We start from the raw sequence: 17,217 nt of genomic DNA, 5'->3' as shown, positions 1-17,217 counted from the left end.
CCCTGGCCCCCCCTGGTTCCGGTCCGGCGTGGCCTGGGTGCGGGTCGCGGTGGCCGTCGCGCTCTTCGGCCGGGTCGAGGACACCGCCGCCGGGCGCCCGCCGGGACCGCTGCCGTGAAAGCGTCGGGGGACCCCGTCGCCAGGGTCCCCCGTGGGCCGGCGGCCCGCTCGCCGGCGGCCTGCTCGCTGTCCGCCCGCTCGCCGACGGCCTGTTCGCTGCCGCCTGTCGCTACTGGTCGGACGAGAAACGCACCGAGCCGTCCGGCAGGCGCGCCCCGCACCAGACCCGTACGCCGTCGCGCAGTTCGTTGTCCGCGCCGACCCGGGCGCCGTCGCCGATCACGGCACCGTGCAGCACGGTCCGCGCGCCGACCCGCGCGTTCTCTCCGATCAGCGAGTCGGTGATGACCGCGCCCGGCTCCACGACCGCCCCGGCCATGACCGCGCTGCCGTCGATCCGGGCACCCTCGCCGACGGTCGCGCCGGCTCCGACGACCGTACCGCCGGTGAGCTTGGCGTCCGGGGCGACCGTGGCGCCCTCCAGCACCAGCCGGTCGCCGCAGCGGCCCGGGACGGCCGGGGACGGGGCGCGGCCCATCACCAGGTCGGCGGAGCCGCGTACGAACGCCTGGGGGGTGCCGAGGTCCAGCCAGTAGGTCGAGTCGACCATGCCCTGGAGGTGTGCGCCGGAGGCCAGCAGGTCCGGGAAGGTCTCGCGCTCGACGGAGACGGGCCGCCCGGCCGGGATCGTGTCGATGACGGACCGGCGGAAGACGTAGGCGCCCGCGTTGATCTGGTCGGTGACGATCTCCTCGGGCGTCTGCGGCTTCTCCAGGAAGGCCGTGACCCGCCCGGTGCCGTCGGTCGGGACCAGTCCGAAGGCCCGTGGGTCCTCGACCCTGGTCAGGTGGAGCGAGACGTCCGCCCCGGACGACTGGTGGGTGTCCACCAGTGCCCGGATGTCCAGGCCGGTGAGGATGTCCCCGTTGAAGATCAGGACGGGGTCGTCAGGGCCGGAGCGCAGGCGGGAGGCGACGTTGCGGATGGCTCCGCCGGTGCCGAGCGGCTCACGTTCGGTCACATACTCGATGTGCAGGCCGAGTGAGGACCCGTCACCGAAGTACGGCTCGAACACCTCGGCGAGGTACGAGGTCGCCAGCACGATGTGCTCGACGCCCGCGGCCCGGGCCCGCGCCAGCTGGTGGGTCAGGAACGGGACGCCCGCGGCGGGGACCATCGGCTTGGGCGTGTGGACCGTCACCGGCCGCAGCCGGGTGCCTTTGCCACCGACCAGGAGGATCGCTTCTGTCACCTGTCGTCTCTGCTTCCTGCTGGGGCCGGTCGATGGGCATCGGTCATATGACCGATACGACCGGACAGTGTATGCAGACCGTTCGGTACAGCTGTCCCGTCATGGCCGTCCCTGGTACTTGGCCGACGCCGTGCGGGCCGTGCCGAGCTTGTCGTAGAGGAGCGCACCGGGGCATTCAGTGGCAAATCCATCGCGGTGCCCCGAGATGGTATTGAGACTGACCTTCTTGCCTTTGGCGTAGAGATTGCCGCCGCCGGACGTCAGGGTCGTCTTGGCGCGGGGGTCCTTCCCGTAGAGCCCGAGTTTCCACGCCGTGAGCTTGGCTACGGCGGTCAGCGCGGAGGCCGGTGCGGCGGTGGAACCGTACGTCCCCAGTACGGCGATGCCCATGCTGTTGGTGTTGAAGCCCAGAGTGTGGGCGCCCATCACCGCCTTGGCCACACCTCCCGCGCGGCCTTCGTAGATGTTTCCGCACTTGTCGACGGCGAAGTTGTAGCCGAAGTCGCGCCAACCGCTGCTCTGGACGTGGTAGCGGTAGATACCGCGCAGGACGGAGGGCGCCTCGGCGCAGGTGTAGTTGTTGCCGGTGGCGCTGTGATGGACGAAGGCGGCCTGTACCGACGTGGTGTAGATGAAGTCCCGCGCGCGCAGCGACTCGTCGGCGCCCCACCCCTTGCGGGTGACGATGCGCGGCCGGGGGCCCACGTACGGCGTGGAGAACCCGACCAGTTGTGCCTCGGTCTCGGCCTTGGTCAGCTCCGGGATCTCCAGGGCGCCCATGGCCGCGAGGTCGGCGTTGACGGCGGAGCTGGCCGATTCCTCGGCGGTCATGGCGGCACCGGCGACCGGCCCCTTGGCGATGTCGGGCTCGGTGCCCTCCGGGATCTCCGGCCCCTGGGCGGGGTCTTGGCCGGGTGCGGGTTCGTCGTCGGCGGAGGGGGCGCCCGCCGCGACCGGATCGTCGCCGGGGTCGACCAGCTCGGCCCGCAGGCCGCGCGGCAGGGCGGCGGTGGACGCCCCGGAGCGGGGCGCCTCGGCCCGGACGCGGAGCTCGACGCCGTCCGAGTCGCCCACCCACAGGGGGGCGGTGGAGCCGCGCACGGCGCCCGCGTCGCCCTCGGGGGTGCCCGGGTCCGCGGCGTGTTCGTGGTTGTGGGTCTCGACGTTCTGCCAGTCGGACCAGTCGGTGGTCCCGGTGGCGCGGGTACGGACCTGGACGGTGCCGTGCAGTTCGTCGTGGGGGTCGTCCCAGACGACGCCGACCAGCGAGAACGGCTTGACGTCCCGTCGGGCCAGGCCCTGTTGGACCGCCGCGGCCGCGCGTTCGGTACCGAGGGGCACCAGGGGCACGGACTGGGTGGAGCCCGGCGGCGCCGGATCGTCCACGAATGCCGCGGTGACGGCGGAGGCGGAGGCGGGCACGGACAGCGGAATGACGAGGGCGGCGGTGCACGCGACGCCGATCGAGGAAGCAAGGAAGTCACGCATGGAAAAATCCTGAACATTCCGCACTTTCCGCGCCCCCCGGGAAACCCGCCGGAGACTGACGGCCCCTCGGGCCGACCGGTGGACGGCGTCACCGTTACGGCCCCTTCGCCCGGCCCGTCGCGCGTACCCTTGCGCGGGTGAACGCACGCGACCGCACCCCCGCCGACCTGCTGCGATCCGCGCTTGCCGCGGACCCGGCCCGCCCCTTGATCACCTATTACGACGACGCCACCGGAGAGCGCGTCGAATTGTCGGTGGCCACCTTCGCCAATTGGGTGGCGAAGACGGCCAACCTCATCCAGGACCATCTCTCCGCCGAGCCCGGTGAGCGCATCGCGCTGCTGCTGCCCGCGCACTGGCAGACCGCCGTCTGGCTGGTCGCCTGCTCCTCGGTGGGTGTCGTCGCCGAACTGGACGGCGACCCGGCCGCCGCCGACCACGTGGTCGCGGGAGCCGGCCGGCTCGACGACGGCCTGGCCTGCTCCGGGGAGCGGCTGGCGCTCTCCCTCGCCCCGTTGGGGCGCCGCTTCACGACGCCCCCGGACGGCTACCAGGACTACGCGGTCGAGGTCCCGACCCACGGCGACCGCTTCACGCCGTACGTCCCGGTGGACCCCGACTCCCCCGCCCTGGTCGTCGGCGGCACGGAGCTCACGGGGGCCGCCCTGGTCGAGCGGGCCCGCGAGGAGGCCGGACGGCTGGGGCTGACGGCCGGGTCACGCCTGCTGTCGGAGCTCCCGTACGACTCCTGGGCGGGCGTGGCGGCCGGGCTGTACGCACCGCTCGCCGCGGGCGCCTCGGTCGTGCTCTGCCGCAACTCGGACCAGCTCGCACCCGGTTCCATGGAGAAGCGCGTCGAGAGCGAGCGCATCACCGGCCGCGCGGTATGACAAGCCGCTGAGGGCCACCCGTCCGGCGCACGGCGTGCCGAGTCCCCCGGGACTCGGCACCGCCCGCGGTGGATGATCGGCGTCAAGGACCGCGCTGCGGACAACCAAGCGTCCGGTTCGGCCGTCTACTCCTGCGAACGGCCGCCGGGCGCGCGCCGACGCCGAGCAGGCACGAGGGACGGACCCAGACGTGACGGACAGTGCTGATACGCCCACCGGGCCGGACATTCCGGACGGGGACGACACGGCGTCCGTCGACGGTGGGGCGAGGGCCGGCGAAGGCGGCGGGGAGTCCCGGCGGGGCAGGGCGAAGTCCGGCCGGGGCCGGAAGCGGCCCCCGGATGGGAAGCGGTCCGCGGACGGGAAGCGGTCCGGCGAGGGCGGGGCGGCCGGAGCAGCCGGGCGGGCGGGAGCCGACGGCAACCGCAGGCGCTCATGGCTGCGTTGGACCGCTCTCGGCTCCTCCGTCGTGGTGCTCGCGGCGGCCGGTGGCGGCTGGTGGCTCTACCGCAAGCTCGACGCCAACATCACCACCGACCACAGCGCCGCCGCCGAGCTGGAGCGGTACGAGCGGGAGCGCCCCGCCTCCCTCGTGCGCGGCGCCCGCAACATCCTGATGATCGGCTCCGACACCCGCGCGGGCGAGGGGAACGCCGAGTACGGCCGCGACAAGGGCACCCAGCGCTCCGACACCACGATCCTGGTGCACCTGGCGGCCAACGGCGCGAGTGCGACGGCCGTCTCGGTCCCCCGCGATCTGATGGTGCAGCATCCGAGCTGCCTCAAGCCCGACGGGACGCGCACCGCGGCGCGGTTCGTGCAGTTCAACTCGGCGTTCGAGGCCGGTGGTACGGCGTGCACGATCCGGACCCTGGAGAAGCTCACCGGCGTCCGCGTCGATCACCACATGGTGATCGACTTCCGGGGCTTCAAGGACATGGTGGACGCCGTCGGCGGTGTGCGGGTCTGCGTCCGGGAGCCCGTCAAGGACGCGGACGCGCGGATCGACCTCAAGGCCGGGCCGCAGACCCTCCACGGCGAGCAGGCGCTGGGCTACGTACGGGCCCGCAAGTCCCTCGGGAACGGCAGCGACACCGAACGCATGGACCGCCAGCAGCAGTTCCTCGGCGCGCTGGTCAGCAAGGTGCAGAGCAACGGCGTCCTGCTCAACCCGGCGCGGCTCTACCCGGTCCTGGACGCGGCGACCAGGTCCATCACCACCGACCCGGGGCTCGGTTCGCTGAAGGACCTCTACTACCTGGCGCGCGCGATGCGAAGCGTGCCGACGGAGAAGGTGCAGTTCCTGACGGTGCCCCGACGGCCCTACAGCGCCGATCCGAACCGCGACGAGCTCGTGCAGCCGCAGGCGGGACGCCTCTTCAAGCGGCTGCGCGACGACGCGCCCGTGGTGGTGGTCCCGAACGACGCGTCGCGCAGCGAACCCGACGCGGACGCCTCGGCGAGCCCTTCGGCGACGCCGACTTTCGCCGGCACGAACGCCGCCGACGGTAGCTGCGAGTAAAGCAATATCCGAACAGGGGGAGGCAGTCTATGGAGATTGAGCGGAATGCCCGGTTGTAAGGGGCGTGGAATTTGTCACGGACGTCGCCCCGCGCTGAACTGGGCGGATAGTGTGACGCGATCCGGTGCTCCCGACCTCGTGGTCGCGCACTCATGGAGCACTCAAGGATCGAAAGACCGAGCGCCTGACGGGGGAGGCGCCTCGCGTGGCACCGACGGAGGACTCAAGCAACCGTGGACGCGCACAGCCGTGGACGGGCGGACGATATCGACCCCGCCGACCAGTGGGTGCTCAACCCGCAGACCGGTAATTACGAACTGCGACTGGACCAATCCGCAGGGAAGTCGTCCGGTTCGGGCCGGCGTCGCAGCACCGCTTCCAGAACGCCCGCGCAGGCGTCCCCGGCTTCCTCCGCGGCGTCGGCCGCCCCGGCCCCTTCGGGGTCCGCGCCTTCGGGCCCTTCCGGTTCCCCCCCCTCGCGCGGCCGCACCGCGGAGGTGCCCGGCCAGCGCAGGCGGCGCGCCCCCGGGAGCACGGACGGCCCGGGCGCGGGCGACGGCGCACAGGCGGCGGCCGGCCGTCGCAAGCGCAAGCCGCAGAAGTCCAGAAAGAAGAAGGCCCTGGTCTGGACGGGCGGGGTGACGGCCTTCGTGGTGGTCGCCGCGGGCGTCGGCGCGTACGCGCTCTACGCGCACTTCGACGGGAACCTGAACACGGTCGACGTCTCGGGCGCGGGCAGCGGCGGCTTCAAGAAGGACCAGGCGGTCAACATCCTGGTCATCGGTACGGACAAGCGGACCGGTGCGGGCAACGAGGGCTACGGCGACAGGAACAGCCCCGGTCACGCCGACACCACGATCCTCTTCCACGTCTCGAAGGACCGGACGAACGCGACCGCGCTCTCCATCCCGCGCGACATGATCACGGACATCCCGGACTGCCCGACGAAGCAGCCGGACGGTTCGAGCAAGGTCGTTCCGGGGCAGTCGGGCGTCCGGTTCAACATCAGCCTCGGCCAGAGCGGCCGCGACCCGGGCTGCACCATGCGTACGGTCAAGGAGCTCACCGGGCTGACCGTCGACCACTTCATGATGGCCGACTTCAACGCGGTCAAGGAGCTGACCACGGCGGTCGGCGGTGTCGACGTCTGCCTGGCCAAGCCCGTCAAGGACCCCGACTCGCACCTCGACCTGCCCGCCGGGCCGTCCAAGATCGAGGGCGAGCAGGCGCTGGCCTTCGTCCGTACCCGGCACAGCTTCGGGAACCAGAGCGACCTGGACCGGATCAAGGTGCAGCAGCAGTTCCTCAGCTCGATGATCCGTCAGATGAAGTCGGACGAGACGCTGACGAGCCCGACCAAGATGTACGGCCTCGCGGAGGCCGCGACGAAGGCGCTGACGGTCGACTCCGGCATAGGGAGCATCAAGAAGCTCACCGAACTCGCCGGGGAGCTCAGCAAGATCGACACCAAGAACATCACCTTCGCGACCGTGCCGGTGCGCGACAACCCCGCCGAGCGGGTCAAGGCGACGGTCGTCCTCGACGAGGCCACGGCCGAGCCGCTGTTCGCGATGATGCGCTCCGACACCTCGCTCACCGAGGTGAAGGAGAAGGAGAAGGACGCCAAGAACGCCCAGGCGGCGCTGTTGAAGGGCGCGCGGGCGCAGGCGTCGGACGTACGCGTGGACGTGTTCAACGGCAGCGGCAAGCAGGGCGCGGCGCAGGCCACGCTCAACTGGCTGCAGAACGAGCAGGGCGTCGGCAAGTCGACGAACATGAGCAACGCCCCGCAGAAGATCGCCAAGACGACGCTGGAGTTCGCGCCCAACCAGGCCGACCAGGCGCGCAAGCTGGCCGACCTGATGGGTCTGCCCGCCACGGCGCTGAAGCAGGGAACGAAGGACGCGGAGGGGCTCCAGGCGATGACGCTTACCCTCGGCGGTGACTTCAAGGGCGCGGGGGTGCCCATCACCGGTCCGGCGAAGGCGCCGGAGGGTGTGCAGAAGGTTGAGGCCGACAAGCAGGTGTGCGCGAAGTGACGGGCACAGCCTGAATGACAGGGGGACCTGGGGTGGGACAGAGCAGCGTGCGGGGGGAGGGTACGCGGGATCGCGTACCGCACGCCCGCGAACGGGGCTGGGACGACAGCTTCTACGGCGAGGACGCGGACGCGAAGGCGGACGCGGCGGAGGGCGGGCGGGGCGAGGGGCGTCCGGGCGCGGGGTCCGGTCCGGGCGGCGGGAGCCGTCCCCGGGACGGCAGGCGCCGAAGAGCCGGAGGCGGCCAGGGCGCGAAGAGCGGCAAACGGCGGATATTCCGCTGGATCGCCTCGGTGCTCTCGCTGCTGATACTCGGGACGGCCGGCGCCGGATACCTCTACTACCAGCACCTCAACGGCAACATCAAGAAGGACAAGCTCAACCTCGGCAAGAACAAGATGGCCGAGCACAAGGCGAACGCCGCCGGGCAGACACCGCTGAACATCCTGCTGATCGGCTCGGACGCCCGCAACACCAAGGCGAACCAGGACCTGGGCGGGGCCAAGGAGACGTTCAACGGCACCCCGCTCGCGGACGTGCAGATGCTGGTCCACCTCTCCGCGGACCGCAGCAACATCTCGGTGGTCAGCATGCCGCGCGACACCGTGGTGAAGATCCCGGAGTGCGAGGACCCGAAGACCCACCAGGTCTACAAGGAGAGCCGGTTCGCCCCGACCAACGAGTCGCTGGGCCGCGGCGGCCCCGGCTGCACGGTCGCCACCTGGTACGAGTTGACCGGCATCACCATCGACCACTTCATGATGATCGACTTCGCCGGCGTGGTGTCGATGGCCGACGCCATCGGCGGTGTACCTGTCTGCGTGGAGCAGAACATCCACTCCCGCAACCGCCAGGGCCAGGGCTCCGGCCTGAAACTGCGCGCGGGCACCCATCCGGTCCAGGGCGAGCAGGCGCTCCAGTGGCTGCGCACCCGGTACGGCTTCATGGACGGCACCGACCTCGCCCGTACGCGCGGTCAGCACATGTACATGAACTCGATGGTCCGGGAGCTGCGGGCGAACACCAAGCTCACCGACCCGATCAAGCTGCGCAAGCTGGCCGAGGCGGCGACCGACGCGCTCACCGTGGACACCGGGATCAACACGATCACCAAGCTGTACGAACTGGCCGAGGAGCTCAAGAGCGTCCCGACCGACCGCATCACCATGACCACGATGCCCAACTTCTACTCGACCCGCTTCAAGGAGAAGGTCGAGCCGCAGCCGGGTGACGCGGACAAGCTCTTCGAGATGATCCGCGAGGACATCCCGCTGGACGGCAAGGCGTCCAAGCGCAAGGCGCCCGCGGCGTCGAAGGACGCGGCCGCGCCGGCCGCCGAGATCGAGGTCATGGTGCAGAACGGCACCTTCACCAACCAGCTGGGGTCGGCGAAGGGCCGCGCGACGTCGGTCGCCGGTGTCCTGACCGGGAAGGGCTACACCCGGGCCAAGGCGGACAGCACCACCAATCCGCAGGCGAAGACGGTCGTCCAGTTCCCGAGCGCGGACCTGGAGGGTGACGCCCAGGCCGTCGCGAAGGCGCTGGGCGTCCCGGCGTCCTCGGTGAAGAAGTCCTCCGCGGTCCAGCGCATCACGCTCGTCGTGGGCGCGGACTGGCGCGAGGGCGACACCTACCCGAAGGCCGCCGCGAAGACCGGGGACAAGGCCCCGACGTCGGCCAAGCCCCTGTCCGCCGACGACACCACCGCGTGCATGCCGGTCCAGCCGGGCTTCACCTGGTCCTGACGGAGGTCGGGGTCGGGGGCCCGGGGGCGACGCGCTCCCGGGCCCCCGCCCGTACCGGCGACCGGAGGCGCAGCCGGCACCGGCGGGCCTGACGCGACAGCCCCGGGGCCGGCACCGGCGGGCCTGACGCCCGGACCGGCGGCCCTGACGCGACAGCCCCGGGCCGACGCGTGAACGCGTCGTGCGGCCGGGGCTGTCGCGGCCCGTCACGGACGGGCGGGGCGGGAACGCGGTGTCAGACGGAGGTCCGCACCGCCGGGCGGCGGCTCGCGATGACCTTGCGGGCCAGCGAGCGCGGGCTCGTCAGGAAGCCGAACCCCCACGACATGTGCATCGTCGCCAGCGCGACCGGGATCTGGGCGCGCGCCTTCAGCGGCAGCCCCTTGCCCGCCGGGACGGAACCCGCGACGATCGCGGCCAGATAGCCCGCCGGGATCACGAAGCCCACCGGCGAGACGGCCGCGCCCACGACGACACCCGCCGCGATCGCGCAGACCGCCGTCGGCGGCGCCAGGTACCGCAGGTTGATCGAGCCCTGGTGGTAGCGGGCGACCACATGGCGCCAGCGGCCGTAGTCCTTGTACTGCTTCGCCAGCGCGCGCACGCTCGGCCGCGGCCGGTACCGGACCTTCAGCTCGGGCGAGAACCAGATCAGACCGCCGGCCTCGCGGATGCGGAAGTTCAGCTCCCAGTCCTGGGCGCGGATGAACTCCTCGTTGTAGCCGCCCTGCTGCTCCAGCGCCTCGCGGCGGAAGACGCCGAGGTAGACCGTCTCCGCCTCGCCCGCGGCACCGCCCGTGTGGAAGGCCGCGTTGCCCACACCTATCCTCGACGTCATCGCGGCCGCGACCGCGTCCTCCCAGGCGTTCTCGCCCTCGGCGTGCATGATGCCGCCGACGTTCTGCGCGCCGGTCTCCTCCAGCAGCCGGACCGCCGTCGCGATGTAGTTCGGCGAGAGCATGCCGTGTCCGTCGACCCGCACCACGATCGGGTGGCGCGACGCCTTGATCGCCGCGTTCAGCGCGGCGGGCGTGCGCCCCGTGGGGTTGGGCACGGTGTGGACCCGGGCGCGCGGGTCGGACGCGGTCTCACGGACCAGCTCGGCGGCGATCTCGTCCGTACGGTCCGTGGACGGGCCGAGGGCGATCACCACCTCCATCTCGCCGTCGTACTCCTGGTCGAGGATGTGGCGGACCGAGTCGCGCAGGTGCCGCTCCTCATTGAGGACCGGCATGATCACGGAGACGGGGGGCAGGGGCATGGGTTCCTCGGAGGTCCGGGGGTCGTCCCCAGGGAGACAGCAGTTTCGGGCGCCACGTTACCGCGAACGGGGGACACGGTCGCGCGCCGCCCGGACGGCGGGCCCGGTCGCAGATCGTATGGGCTTACTGTGCTCAGGATTCCCCCCAGCCGCCCGCGGAGGTGTCCTTCGTGCCCACGCCGCCCCGCCGCCCCGCCCGCCCCCGGCCGCCCGCTCCCGGGCGCCCGAGACGGGCGGCCGGACGGAGGCCGCGGTGGGGCATGCGGGTGGCGACGGGCCTGTCGATGCTGGTCCTGGGCGCGGGCGGCATCGGGCACGCGGTGGTGACCAGCCTGGACACCGGGATCGGCCGGGTGGACCCGTTCCGGGACATGAAGAACCGGCCCGAGCCGGGCCACGGCACGAACGTCCTGGTCGTCGGCACCGACGGCCGCGACCGGATCACGCCCGAGGAGAAGGAGAAGTACAGACTCGGCGGAGCCCCCTGCCGCTGCACCGACACGATCATGCTGGTGCACATCTCCGCGGACCGGAAACGGGCGAGCATGGTGTCCCTGCCCCGCGACTCGTACGCCGAGATCCCCGAGCACACCGACAGCACCACCGGAAAGCACCACGCCGCCCACCCGGTGAAGCTGAACGCGGCGTACGCGGAGGGCGGGCCGAACCTGACCGTGCGGACGGTGGAGCACATGACGGGCGTGAAGATCGACCACTACCTGGAGGTCGACTTCACCAGCTTCATGCGGACCGTGGACGCGGTCGGCGGGGTGGAGATCTGCACGGCCAGGCCGATGAAGGACCCGTTCACCGGCCTCGACCTGACGGCCGGCACCCATGAGCTGGACGGCGGTCAGGCCCTCCAGTACGTGCGCTCGCGCCATATCGACGGCGCCTCCGACCTCGGCCGCATGCAGCGTCAGCAGCGCTTCCTGGCGGCGCTGATCGACCGGGCCACCGGCAACGGCGTCCTGCTGAACCCGGTGCGGTTCCAGGAGGTCGTCACCTCGATGCTGAGTTCGGTCCGGGCGGACGAGGACTTCGACACGGAGCAGATGCTGTCCCTGGCCAGGGCGATGCGCGGCTTCACCGCGGCGTCGTCCGAGTTCGCCTCCGTCCCGGTCAGCGACCCGAGCTTCCCGGTCAAGGGCCTCGGCTCGACGGTGAAGTGGGACGCGGCGAAGGCGAAGAAGCTGTTCCGCGCGGTACGGGAGGACAGACCGCTGGCCGCCCACCCCCCGCGCAGCGGTCCCCGCCGCACGCTCGTCGGTGTCTCGCCCCAGCAGATCCGGGTGCAGGTCTACAACGGGACGCGGCTGCGCGGCCTGGGCGCGCGGGTCGACGCGGCGCTGCGGGCCACCGGATTCAATACGACCCGGGTGGCCGCCAACTGGCCCCGGCGCGATCTCACCCGCACCATCGTCTGGTACGACCCGCGCTGGGACCGGTCGGCGAAGTCGCTGGCCACGGCGCTGCCGGGCTGCGAGCTACGGCAGGTCAAGGGGCAGGGCGCGACCCTGAAGGTGACGGCGGGCCCGGACTTCAGGGGGGTCCTCCCGGTCCGCGCGGAGACGGCCTACCAGGGCGAGTTCGGGGTGGTCACCGGGGACCAGGTGGTCTGCGAGTAGCAGCCGGGGCCACGCGACGCCGGGCCGGGCCGTCGGGAGGAGCGGGCGGGGCGGGCCCGGGGCGCGGACCCCGGTCCCGTCGTGCTCCCCGGCCTCAGTCGTCGATGCCCTCCGCCGCGCGCTGATCACGCAGCTCCTTGATCGCACGCCGGCGGGCGAGGCGGTGCGTACGCCGGATCTGTGCCTCCTGGTAGCGGCGCTTGTCCCGCTCGGTCTCCGGGATCACCGGCGGCACGATGCGCGGCTTGCCGTCCGCGTCGACGGCCGCGAAGACGAGGTAGGCGGAGCCCACCTGGGTCGCCGGGGTCGACTCGTTCCAGCGCTCGGCCAGCACCCGGACGCCGACCTCCATCGAGGACCGTCCGGTCCAGTTGACCTGGGCCTTCACATGGACCAGGTCCCCGACCCTGACCGGCTCCAGGAAGACCATCTCGTCCATGGACGCGGTGACCGCGGGCCCGCCGGAGTGACGTCCGGCGACGGCGCCCGCCGCGTCGTCCACGAGTTTCATGATCACGCCGCCGTGCACCGTACCCAGGAGGTTGGTGTCGCTGCCGGTCATGATGTGGCTGAGGGTGGTCCGGGACGCCGCGGTGGGCTTTCCTTCGAGCGTGGCCTGTTCGATGGCCTGATCTGTCATGCCCTCCACCATATGCCGGACTCCGGCATAGCCCGATTTGCATCAGCTTCGCAACAGCCCTGAACCGAATTTCCCCCCACCCTGTGAGGCGCGCGGGCCCGACCGTCACACTGGTCCGCATGAATGACTGGCCTGATGGATGGACCGAGGACCGCGACGGGCGCTACGGTCGCGGCAGCGCCGACGCCCAGCCCGAGGGCGCGCGGGTGATGCGCCATGTACAGCGCCCCGCGGTCCCGCAGCAGCAGTCACAGGGGTACGACGACCGGTACGGGCAGGCACCCGCGTACGACAGCCGGTACAACACGGGCCAGGTCTACGGCGCGCCCCCCGGAGGCGGCGGCCAGGGCGGTACGCGGATACCTGCCGGCACCCCCCGCCCCGCCCCCGACTGGCGCCGTCGCATCAAGGTCGGCTCCATCGTGCTGGTGGTGGCCGTCCTCGGCACCTCCATCGGTACGTACTTCTGGGCCGACGGCAAGATGCGCCGCGACGTCGATCTGTCCAAGGTCATCGACCGCCCCAAGGAGGGCGACTGCACGACGTATCTGATCGTCGGCTCCGACAGCCGTGAGGGCATGTCGGCCGAGGAGAAGAAGAAGCTGCACACCGGCTCCGCCGAGGGCAAGCGCACCGACTCGATGATGATCATGGCGGCCTGCGGCAGCGGGAACACCATGATCTCCCTGCCCCGTGACTCGGACGTGGAGATCCCGTCCTTCGTGGGCTCCGAGTCCGGCAAGACCTTCCCGGCCCAGGGCCGCCGGGTGAAGCTGAACGCCGCGTACGCGGAGGACGGCCCCGAGCTGCTGGTGCGGACCGTCGAGCACAACACGGGCCTGCGCATCGATCACTACGCGGAGATCGGCTTCGCGGGCTTCGCCAACATCGTGGACGCGCTCGGCGGCGTCGACATGAACATCGAGAAGGGCTTCAAGGACAAGAAGTCCGGCGCCGACTTCCAGGCGGGCGAGCAGACCCTCGACGGCGAGCAGGCCCTGGCGTTCGTACGGACCCGGTACGCCTTCGCCGAGTCGGACCTGGCGCGCACGAAGAACCAGCAGAAGTTCCTGTCGGCGCTGGCGAGCCAGGCGGCGACGCCGGGCACGATCCTCAACCCGTTCAAGCTGTACCCGGTCATGGGCGCGGGCCTGGACACGCTGATCGTCGACAAGGACATGTCCCTGTTCGACCTGGGTGAGATGTTCTTCGCGATGAAGGGCATCAGCGGCGGTGACGGAACGTCGATGAACATCCCGATCAGCGGAAGCCGGGGCGGCAATCTGACCTGGGACAAGGCGAAGGTCCAGCAGCTGGTGCAGCAGATCCAGAACGACGAGAAGGTCACCGTCACGGGGAAGTGAAAACCGCGTCGGGGGCCGCACCGCCAAGGCGGGCGGTCGGCCGGAGTCAATTCGAGGCATGTCCGGCCGCTGTGGCACACAGCGAGCGACTCCCGGGCGCGGTGCCGGCTCTCACCCGGTTCGGTACGCGGCCGGCCCGCCCTCCCCGCCCTCCCTGGGCGGGCCACCGAACGGGCCACCGGACGGGCGGACGGACGGACGGACGGACGGACGGCGCATCCGGCGAACCCCGATGGCCGTAACAGGAAGGCCCCTTCCCGGAGTCCAGGAAGGGGCCTTTCCGCGCTGGGCCTCGCGTCCGTCCCGGGACGTCAGCTCCCGGACGCGTACGTCACGAAGTCCGCCCACGCGGTGGGCGCGAAACCGAGCTGGGGGCCGCCCGGCGCGGCCTTGGAGTCACGGACGTGGACCGTACCGGGTGCCGCGGCGACCTCGACGCACTCAGGGCCGTCGTTGCTGCTGTAGCTGCTCTTGAACCACTGCAGGGCGGAGCCCTCGCCGCCCGACGACTTGCGGGTCATGTCTCTCCCAGCGCTTTCTCGATGAAGGCCAGAGACTCCCGTGGAGTGAGAGCCTGGGCCCGGATGATTCCGTACCGCAGCTCGATGATCCGGATCTCCTTGGGGTCGGAGACCAGGCGGTTGGACAGCTGGCCCTCCCAGTGTGCCACCGCGGTGCCGTCGTCGAACTTGAGCAGCTGGAACTGACCACCCATCCCCGCGTGGTCCTCCCGGTCGCTCGGCATCACCTGGATCTCGACGTTGCGCAACTGACCGACTTCCAGCAGGCGTTCGAGCTGACGGCGCGCAACCATTCTGCCCCCGAGAGGGCGCCTGATGGTCACCTCTTCCAGGACGAACGTGAGCGAGGTCAACGGCTGCCGCTCGAAGACCTCCTGACGCGACATCCGGGCCGCGACATAGCGATCGACCTGGTCCCGGCCGAACGACGGCCTCCGCATCTCGTACAGCGCACGGGCGTACTCCTCGGTCTGCAGCAGCCCATGCAGATTGTGGTTGCTGTAAGCCCCGAGCTCTGCCGCGTTCCGCTCCAACTTGGCCAGATCGCGGACCTTCTTGGGATACCGGGCCTCCGCCACGTCCTTCTTCATCGCGGCCAACTTGCCGCCCGCGCCCAGGGCCTCGTCCGCCCGGTCCAGGAACTCCGGCCTCGGGATGCGCTTTCCGGCCTCGACCTTGTGGACCAGGTTCTCGCCGTACCCGATCGCCGCGCCCAGCTCCGCGGCACGCATCCCGGCCGCCTCGCGCCAGAGCCTGACCTGCCGGCCGACCGCGGCGACGACCGCTCCCGAGTCGTCCTCCGGGTCCACGTCCCGGTCGGGCTCGTCCCCGCCGTCCGCCGTGTGAACCCCGCCGATCGCATCCGCCATACGACACCCGCTTCCGCCCGCGTCCGTACCGTGCTTACGCCCCGGCGCCGCCCGGGAATGGTCACCGTCCGTGCGTACGCCGCTTCGCTCAGCGTAAACACGAACCGCCCACCCCGGGCCCGACGAACGCCCACATCACCCGAACCGGACGTTCCCCTCACGGCGGGCGCGCGTGGATGCCGCGCGGGGACGCGGATTCCCGTTCCGTCAACCGTGATCGTTTGACCCGCGCACCTCACCCTCGGGAGCATCGAGCCGCGTTCCGGCTGGAAACCCTGGCCGACTACAGCAAGTCCGGGAACGTGCGCGGAAGCAGTTGACCCGCGAGCGCTTCCGGCCTCTTCGGTTCCGGGGCGGTCGACCCCACGGAGGCGTCAGAGGCCGCCGAACGGGCGTACGACAACAGCCCTCGGCGTCACCCCGGGGGCTGCGTCGTCCCTACGGGCCAGCGGCTGCCTGCAGCCCGGAGAACAGTCGGTGACCTGCACAAACGCCGCTACGGTGGTTGCGGACCATCACGATCCGCTGCGCGTGATTCGTAGCTTCGTAGATCTGGGTGCTTACGGAACACGCGGCCCTGACCAGCACGGACACCCGTCGCAGAGGGGTCACCCCAGGATTCCCCCATGATCGCGGGATCGCTGCCGTCCGGCCCCTACTCGGGGGCGCGACTGTACCGCTCCAGCGTCGCCTTCGACGTGGACTTGTCCTCAAGCCGCAGTTCCCACGGCCCCGTGTTCACGTCGAAGTCCTTCCCGAAGCCGACCCACTTCCCGGTCATCCGTCGGCCGGTCGGCTCGACCAGGAGCTGAATGGCCCCGTGGTAACGGGCCCCGTTGTAGTAGCCATCCGAAGCGGTCTGCTCCACCCACGACCCGGTCACCACGTTGCGGTCCACGGTCAGGTCCAGCGTGAGCGGGCTGTCCGGGTTCGAGGATGCCCCCGGCAGGCTCTGAGCGGTCAGCCGGTTGCCGTGCTGGACGATCACCATGTAGTGCTTGCCCTCGTACGTGTCTCCCCGGCTGGACGAGTAGAACTCGTACCGGCTGAGCCATACCCCTGAGAACGTCTCCTCGACGGTCTGCGCAGCCGACTGTGCCCCTACCGCGGCGGAGGTGACACCCTCTGCCCCTCTATCCATGTCGTGCCCTCCTGTCCCGTCTGCGTGGACTCTCGCCATCGGCATGGGCAGGGAAAACCCCAGGGCCTCGACAGGACGGCCCGTGACCCGCTCTAACGCCCTCGCGTAGACGCCTCGAGGTGTCTTGCTCGTACCTGACTCCCAGCGCTGTACCAGACGCTTCGACGCCTCGTTGGGTTCTCCCAGCTCTGCCCCTGCCCGGCGCAGGGCCTTGGCAAAGTCGTCCTGACTTAAGCGCAGGCCGATACGCACGGCCCGCAGCACATTATTCGGCACCACGGCGGTCGGCGTCATGACGTCAAAGCTAGACCCAACCCGCCTGCAGTGACACCGGTTTGACACCCCTGGGGGTGTCATTGACGCCCCTGTCGAGTGACGCCAAGGTGACGCCCGAAGTGTCGTCGCTCTGCCCCTTCCGGCGGCAGGAACATCTACCTCACGAACCAGGCAACCGGACGAGAGGGAGAGTGATGGCCAGCCAGAACGACGGAGCCCCCGGAGGGGGTCCGGGAGTAGCCGTAATCCTCTCCATGCCAGTACTTCAGCCCACCCCCGTGGAGGGCTGTGAGATCTGCGGAGAGCAGGCAGCGCAGCGGTCGGCCGCGCACCAGCGTGGGGACTACTCCGCCGTCAGCGACGCGAATGTCCGGCTCCGCAATCACAGGTACCACCGGGCCATCCGGTGACACGGGCACGCTCCTCGTCCGCGCCGTGCGGGGAGACCAAGCCCAGGTGTTTCAGGGCGACGGGCTTTCCCGATTCAGTCGGCCTGCGCCCCACCGATGTGCGCCATGTTC

13 protein-coding genes are annotated in these 17,217 nt (G+C 70.9%); 6 read left to right on the top strand and 7 right to left on the bottom strand.

The features are described 5' to 3' along the window. Window positions 1-229: 229 nt before the first annotated feature. Entirely contained in the window at window positions 230-1,312 is a 1,083-nt protein-coding gene (locus PUR26_RS26595; protein WP_329875805.1) for an NDP-sugar synthase, read from the bottom strand. A 99-nt stretch (window positions 1,313-1,411) separates the two neighbouring features. Then, window positions 1,412-2,800 (bottom strand): peptidoglycan recognition protein family protein, encoded by a 1,389-nt coding sequence (locus PUR26_RS26590; RefSeq protein ID WP_329875803.1) that lies wholly within the window; start codon window positions 2,798-2,800, stop codon window positions 1,412-1,414. 137 nt (window positions 2,801-2,937) lie between these two features. Here PUR26_RS26590 and PUR26_RS26585 point away from each other — a divergent pair, with 137 nt between their 5' ends. The 4 genes from PUR26_RS26585 (at window position 2,938) to PUR26_RS26570 (ending at window position 8,996) form a co-directional block, all read left to right on the top strand. After that, window positions 2,938-3,690, top strand: a complete 753-nt coding sequence (locus PUR26_RS26585) for a TIGR03089 family protein (protein ID WP_329875801.1) — start codon at window positions 2,938-2,940, stop codon at window positions 3,688-3,690. 190 nt (window positions 3,691-3,880) lie between these two features. After that, entirely contained in the window at window positions 3,881-5,212 is a 1,332-nt protein-coding gene (locus tag PUR26_RS26580; protein WP_329875799.1) for an LCP family protein, read from the top strand. A 233-nt stretch (window positions 5,213-5,445) separates the two neighbouring features. Further along, window positions 5,446-7,251 carry an LCP family protein gene (locus PUR26_RS26575; RefSeq protein ID WP_329875797.1) on the top strand — a complete coding sequence of 602 codons (1,806 nt, stop codon included), beginning with the start codon at window positions 5,446-5,448 and terminating at the stop codon, window positions 7,249-7,251. 14 nt (window positions 7,252-7,265) lie between these two features. Continuing rightward, on the top strand, window positions 7,266-8,996 hold the full coding sequence (locus tag PUR26_RS26570; protein WP_329875795.1) for an LCP family protein: 1,731 nt from the start codon (window positions 7,266-7,268) through the stop codon (window positions 8,994-8,996). Between the two features lie 235 nt (window positions 8,997-9,231). Here PUR26_RS26570 and PUR26_RS26565 read toward each other — a convergent pair whose 3' ends face one another. Continuing rightward, window positions 9,232-10,257 (bottom strand): glycosyltransferase family 2 protein, encoded by a 1,026-nt coding sequence (locus tag PUR26_RS26565; protein WP_329875793.1) that lies wholly within the window; start codon window positions 10,255-10,257, stop codon window positions 9,232-9,234. 170 nt (window positions 10,258-10,427) lie between these two features. Between PUR26_RS26565 and PUR26_RS26560 the strand changes: the two genes are divergently transcribed. Next, entirely contained in the window at window positions 10,428-11,885 is a 1,458-nt protein-coding gene (locus tag PUR26_RS26560; RefSeq protein WP_443077173.1) for an LCP family protein, read from the top strand. Between the two features lie 94 nt (window positions 11,886-11,979). Here the strand turns inward: PUR26_RS26560 and PUR26_RS26555 are convergent, their stop codons facing one another. Continuing rightward, window positions 11,980-12,525 (bottom strand): acyl-CoA thioesterase, encoded by a 546-nt coding sequence (locus PUR26_RS26555; protein ID WP_329875789.1) that lies wholly within the window; start codon window positions 12,523-12,525, stop codon window positions 11,980-11,982. 119 nt (window positions 12,526-12,644) lie between these two features. On the opposite strand from PUR26_RS26555, the gene PUR26_RS26550 reads away from it, so the two are divergent. Further along, window positions 12,645-13,889 carry an LCP family protein gene (locus tag PUR26_RS26550; RefSeq protein WP_329875787.1) on the top strand — a complete coding sequence of 415 codons (1,245 nt, stop codon included), beginning with the start codon at window positions 12,645-12,647 and terminating at the stop codon, window positions 13,887-13,889. A 311-nt stretch (window positions 13,890-14,200) separates the two neighbouring features. Here the strand turns inward: PUR26_RS26550 and PUR26_RS26545 are convergent, their stop codons facing one another. The 3 genes from PUR26_RS26545 to PUR26_RS26535 form a co-directional block, all read right to left on the bottom strand. Next, window positions 14,201-14,410 (bottom strand): DUF397 domain-containing protein, encoded by a 210-nt coding sequence (locus PUR26_RS26545; protein ID WP_329875785.1) that lies wholly within the window; start codon window positions 14,408-14,410, stop codon window positions 14,201-14,203. After that, window positions 14,407-15,279, bottom strand: coding sequence for a helix-turn-helix domain-containing protein (locus PUR26_RS26540; RefSeq protein WP_329875783.1), 873 nt, complete (start codon window positions 15,277-15,279; stop codon window positions 14,407-14,409). The genes PUR26_RS26545 and PUR26_RS26540 overlap by 4 nt, the downstream gene beginning before the upstream one ends. A gap of 655 nt (window positions 15,280-15,934) precedes the next feature. Continuing rightward, a complete protein-coding gene (locus PUR26_RS26535) occupies window positions 15,935-16,714 on the bottom strand; it encodes a helix-turn-helix domain-containing protein (RefSeq protein ID WP_329875781.1) in 780 nt (259 codons plus the stop codon). Window positions 16,715-17,217: the final 503 nt, after the last annotated feature.

Origin of the sequence: Streptomyces sp. SP18CS02 (genome assembly GCF_036322365.1) — a bacterium.
Taxonomy (GTDB): domain Bacteria; phylum Actinomycetota; class Actinomycetes; order Streptomycetales; family Streptomycetaceae; genus Streptomyces.
The sequence above is the reverse complement of the archived record's forward strand: the minus strand, read 5'-3'. Positions and strand labels throughout refer to the sequence as shown.

Coding starts and splice junctions, on each gene's coding strand:
- PUR26_RS26590 (WP_329875803.1), bottom strand. CDS start 2,800: ATGCGTGACTTCCTTGCTTCCTCGATCGGCGTCGCGTGCACCGCCGCC.
- PUR26_RS26570 (WP_329875795.1), top strand. CDS start 7,266: ATGACAGGGGGACCTGGGGTGGGACAGAGCAGCGTGCGGGGGGAGGGT.
- PUR26_RS26565 (WP_329875793.1), bottom strand. CDS start 10,257: ATGCCCCTGCCCCCCGTCTCCGTGATCATGCCGGTCCTCAATGAGGAG.
- PUR26_RS26555 (WP_329875789.1), bottom strand. CDS start 12,525: ATGACAGATCAGGCCATCGAACAGGCCACGCTCGAAGGAAAGCCCACC.
- PUR26_RS26550 (WP_329875787.1), top strand. CDS start 12,645: ATGAATGACTGGCCTGATGGATGGACCGAGGACCGCGACGGGCGCTAC.
- PUR26_RS26545 (WP_329875785.1), bottom strand. CDS start 14,410: ATGACCCGCAAGTCGTCGGGCGGCGAGGGCTCCGCCCTGCAGTGGTTC.
- PUR26_RS26540 (WP_329875783.1), bottom strand. CDS start 15,279: ATGGCGGATGCGATCGGCGGGGTTCACACGGCGGACGGCGGGGACGAG.
- PUR26_RS26535 (WP_329875781.1), bottom strand. CDS start 16,714: ATGACGCCGACCGCCGTGGTGCCGAATAATGTGCTGCGGGCCGTGCGT.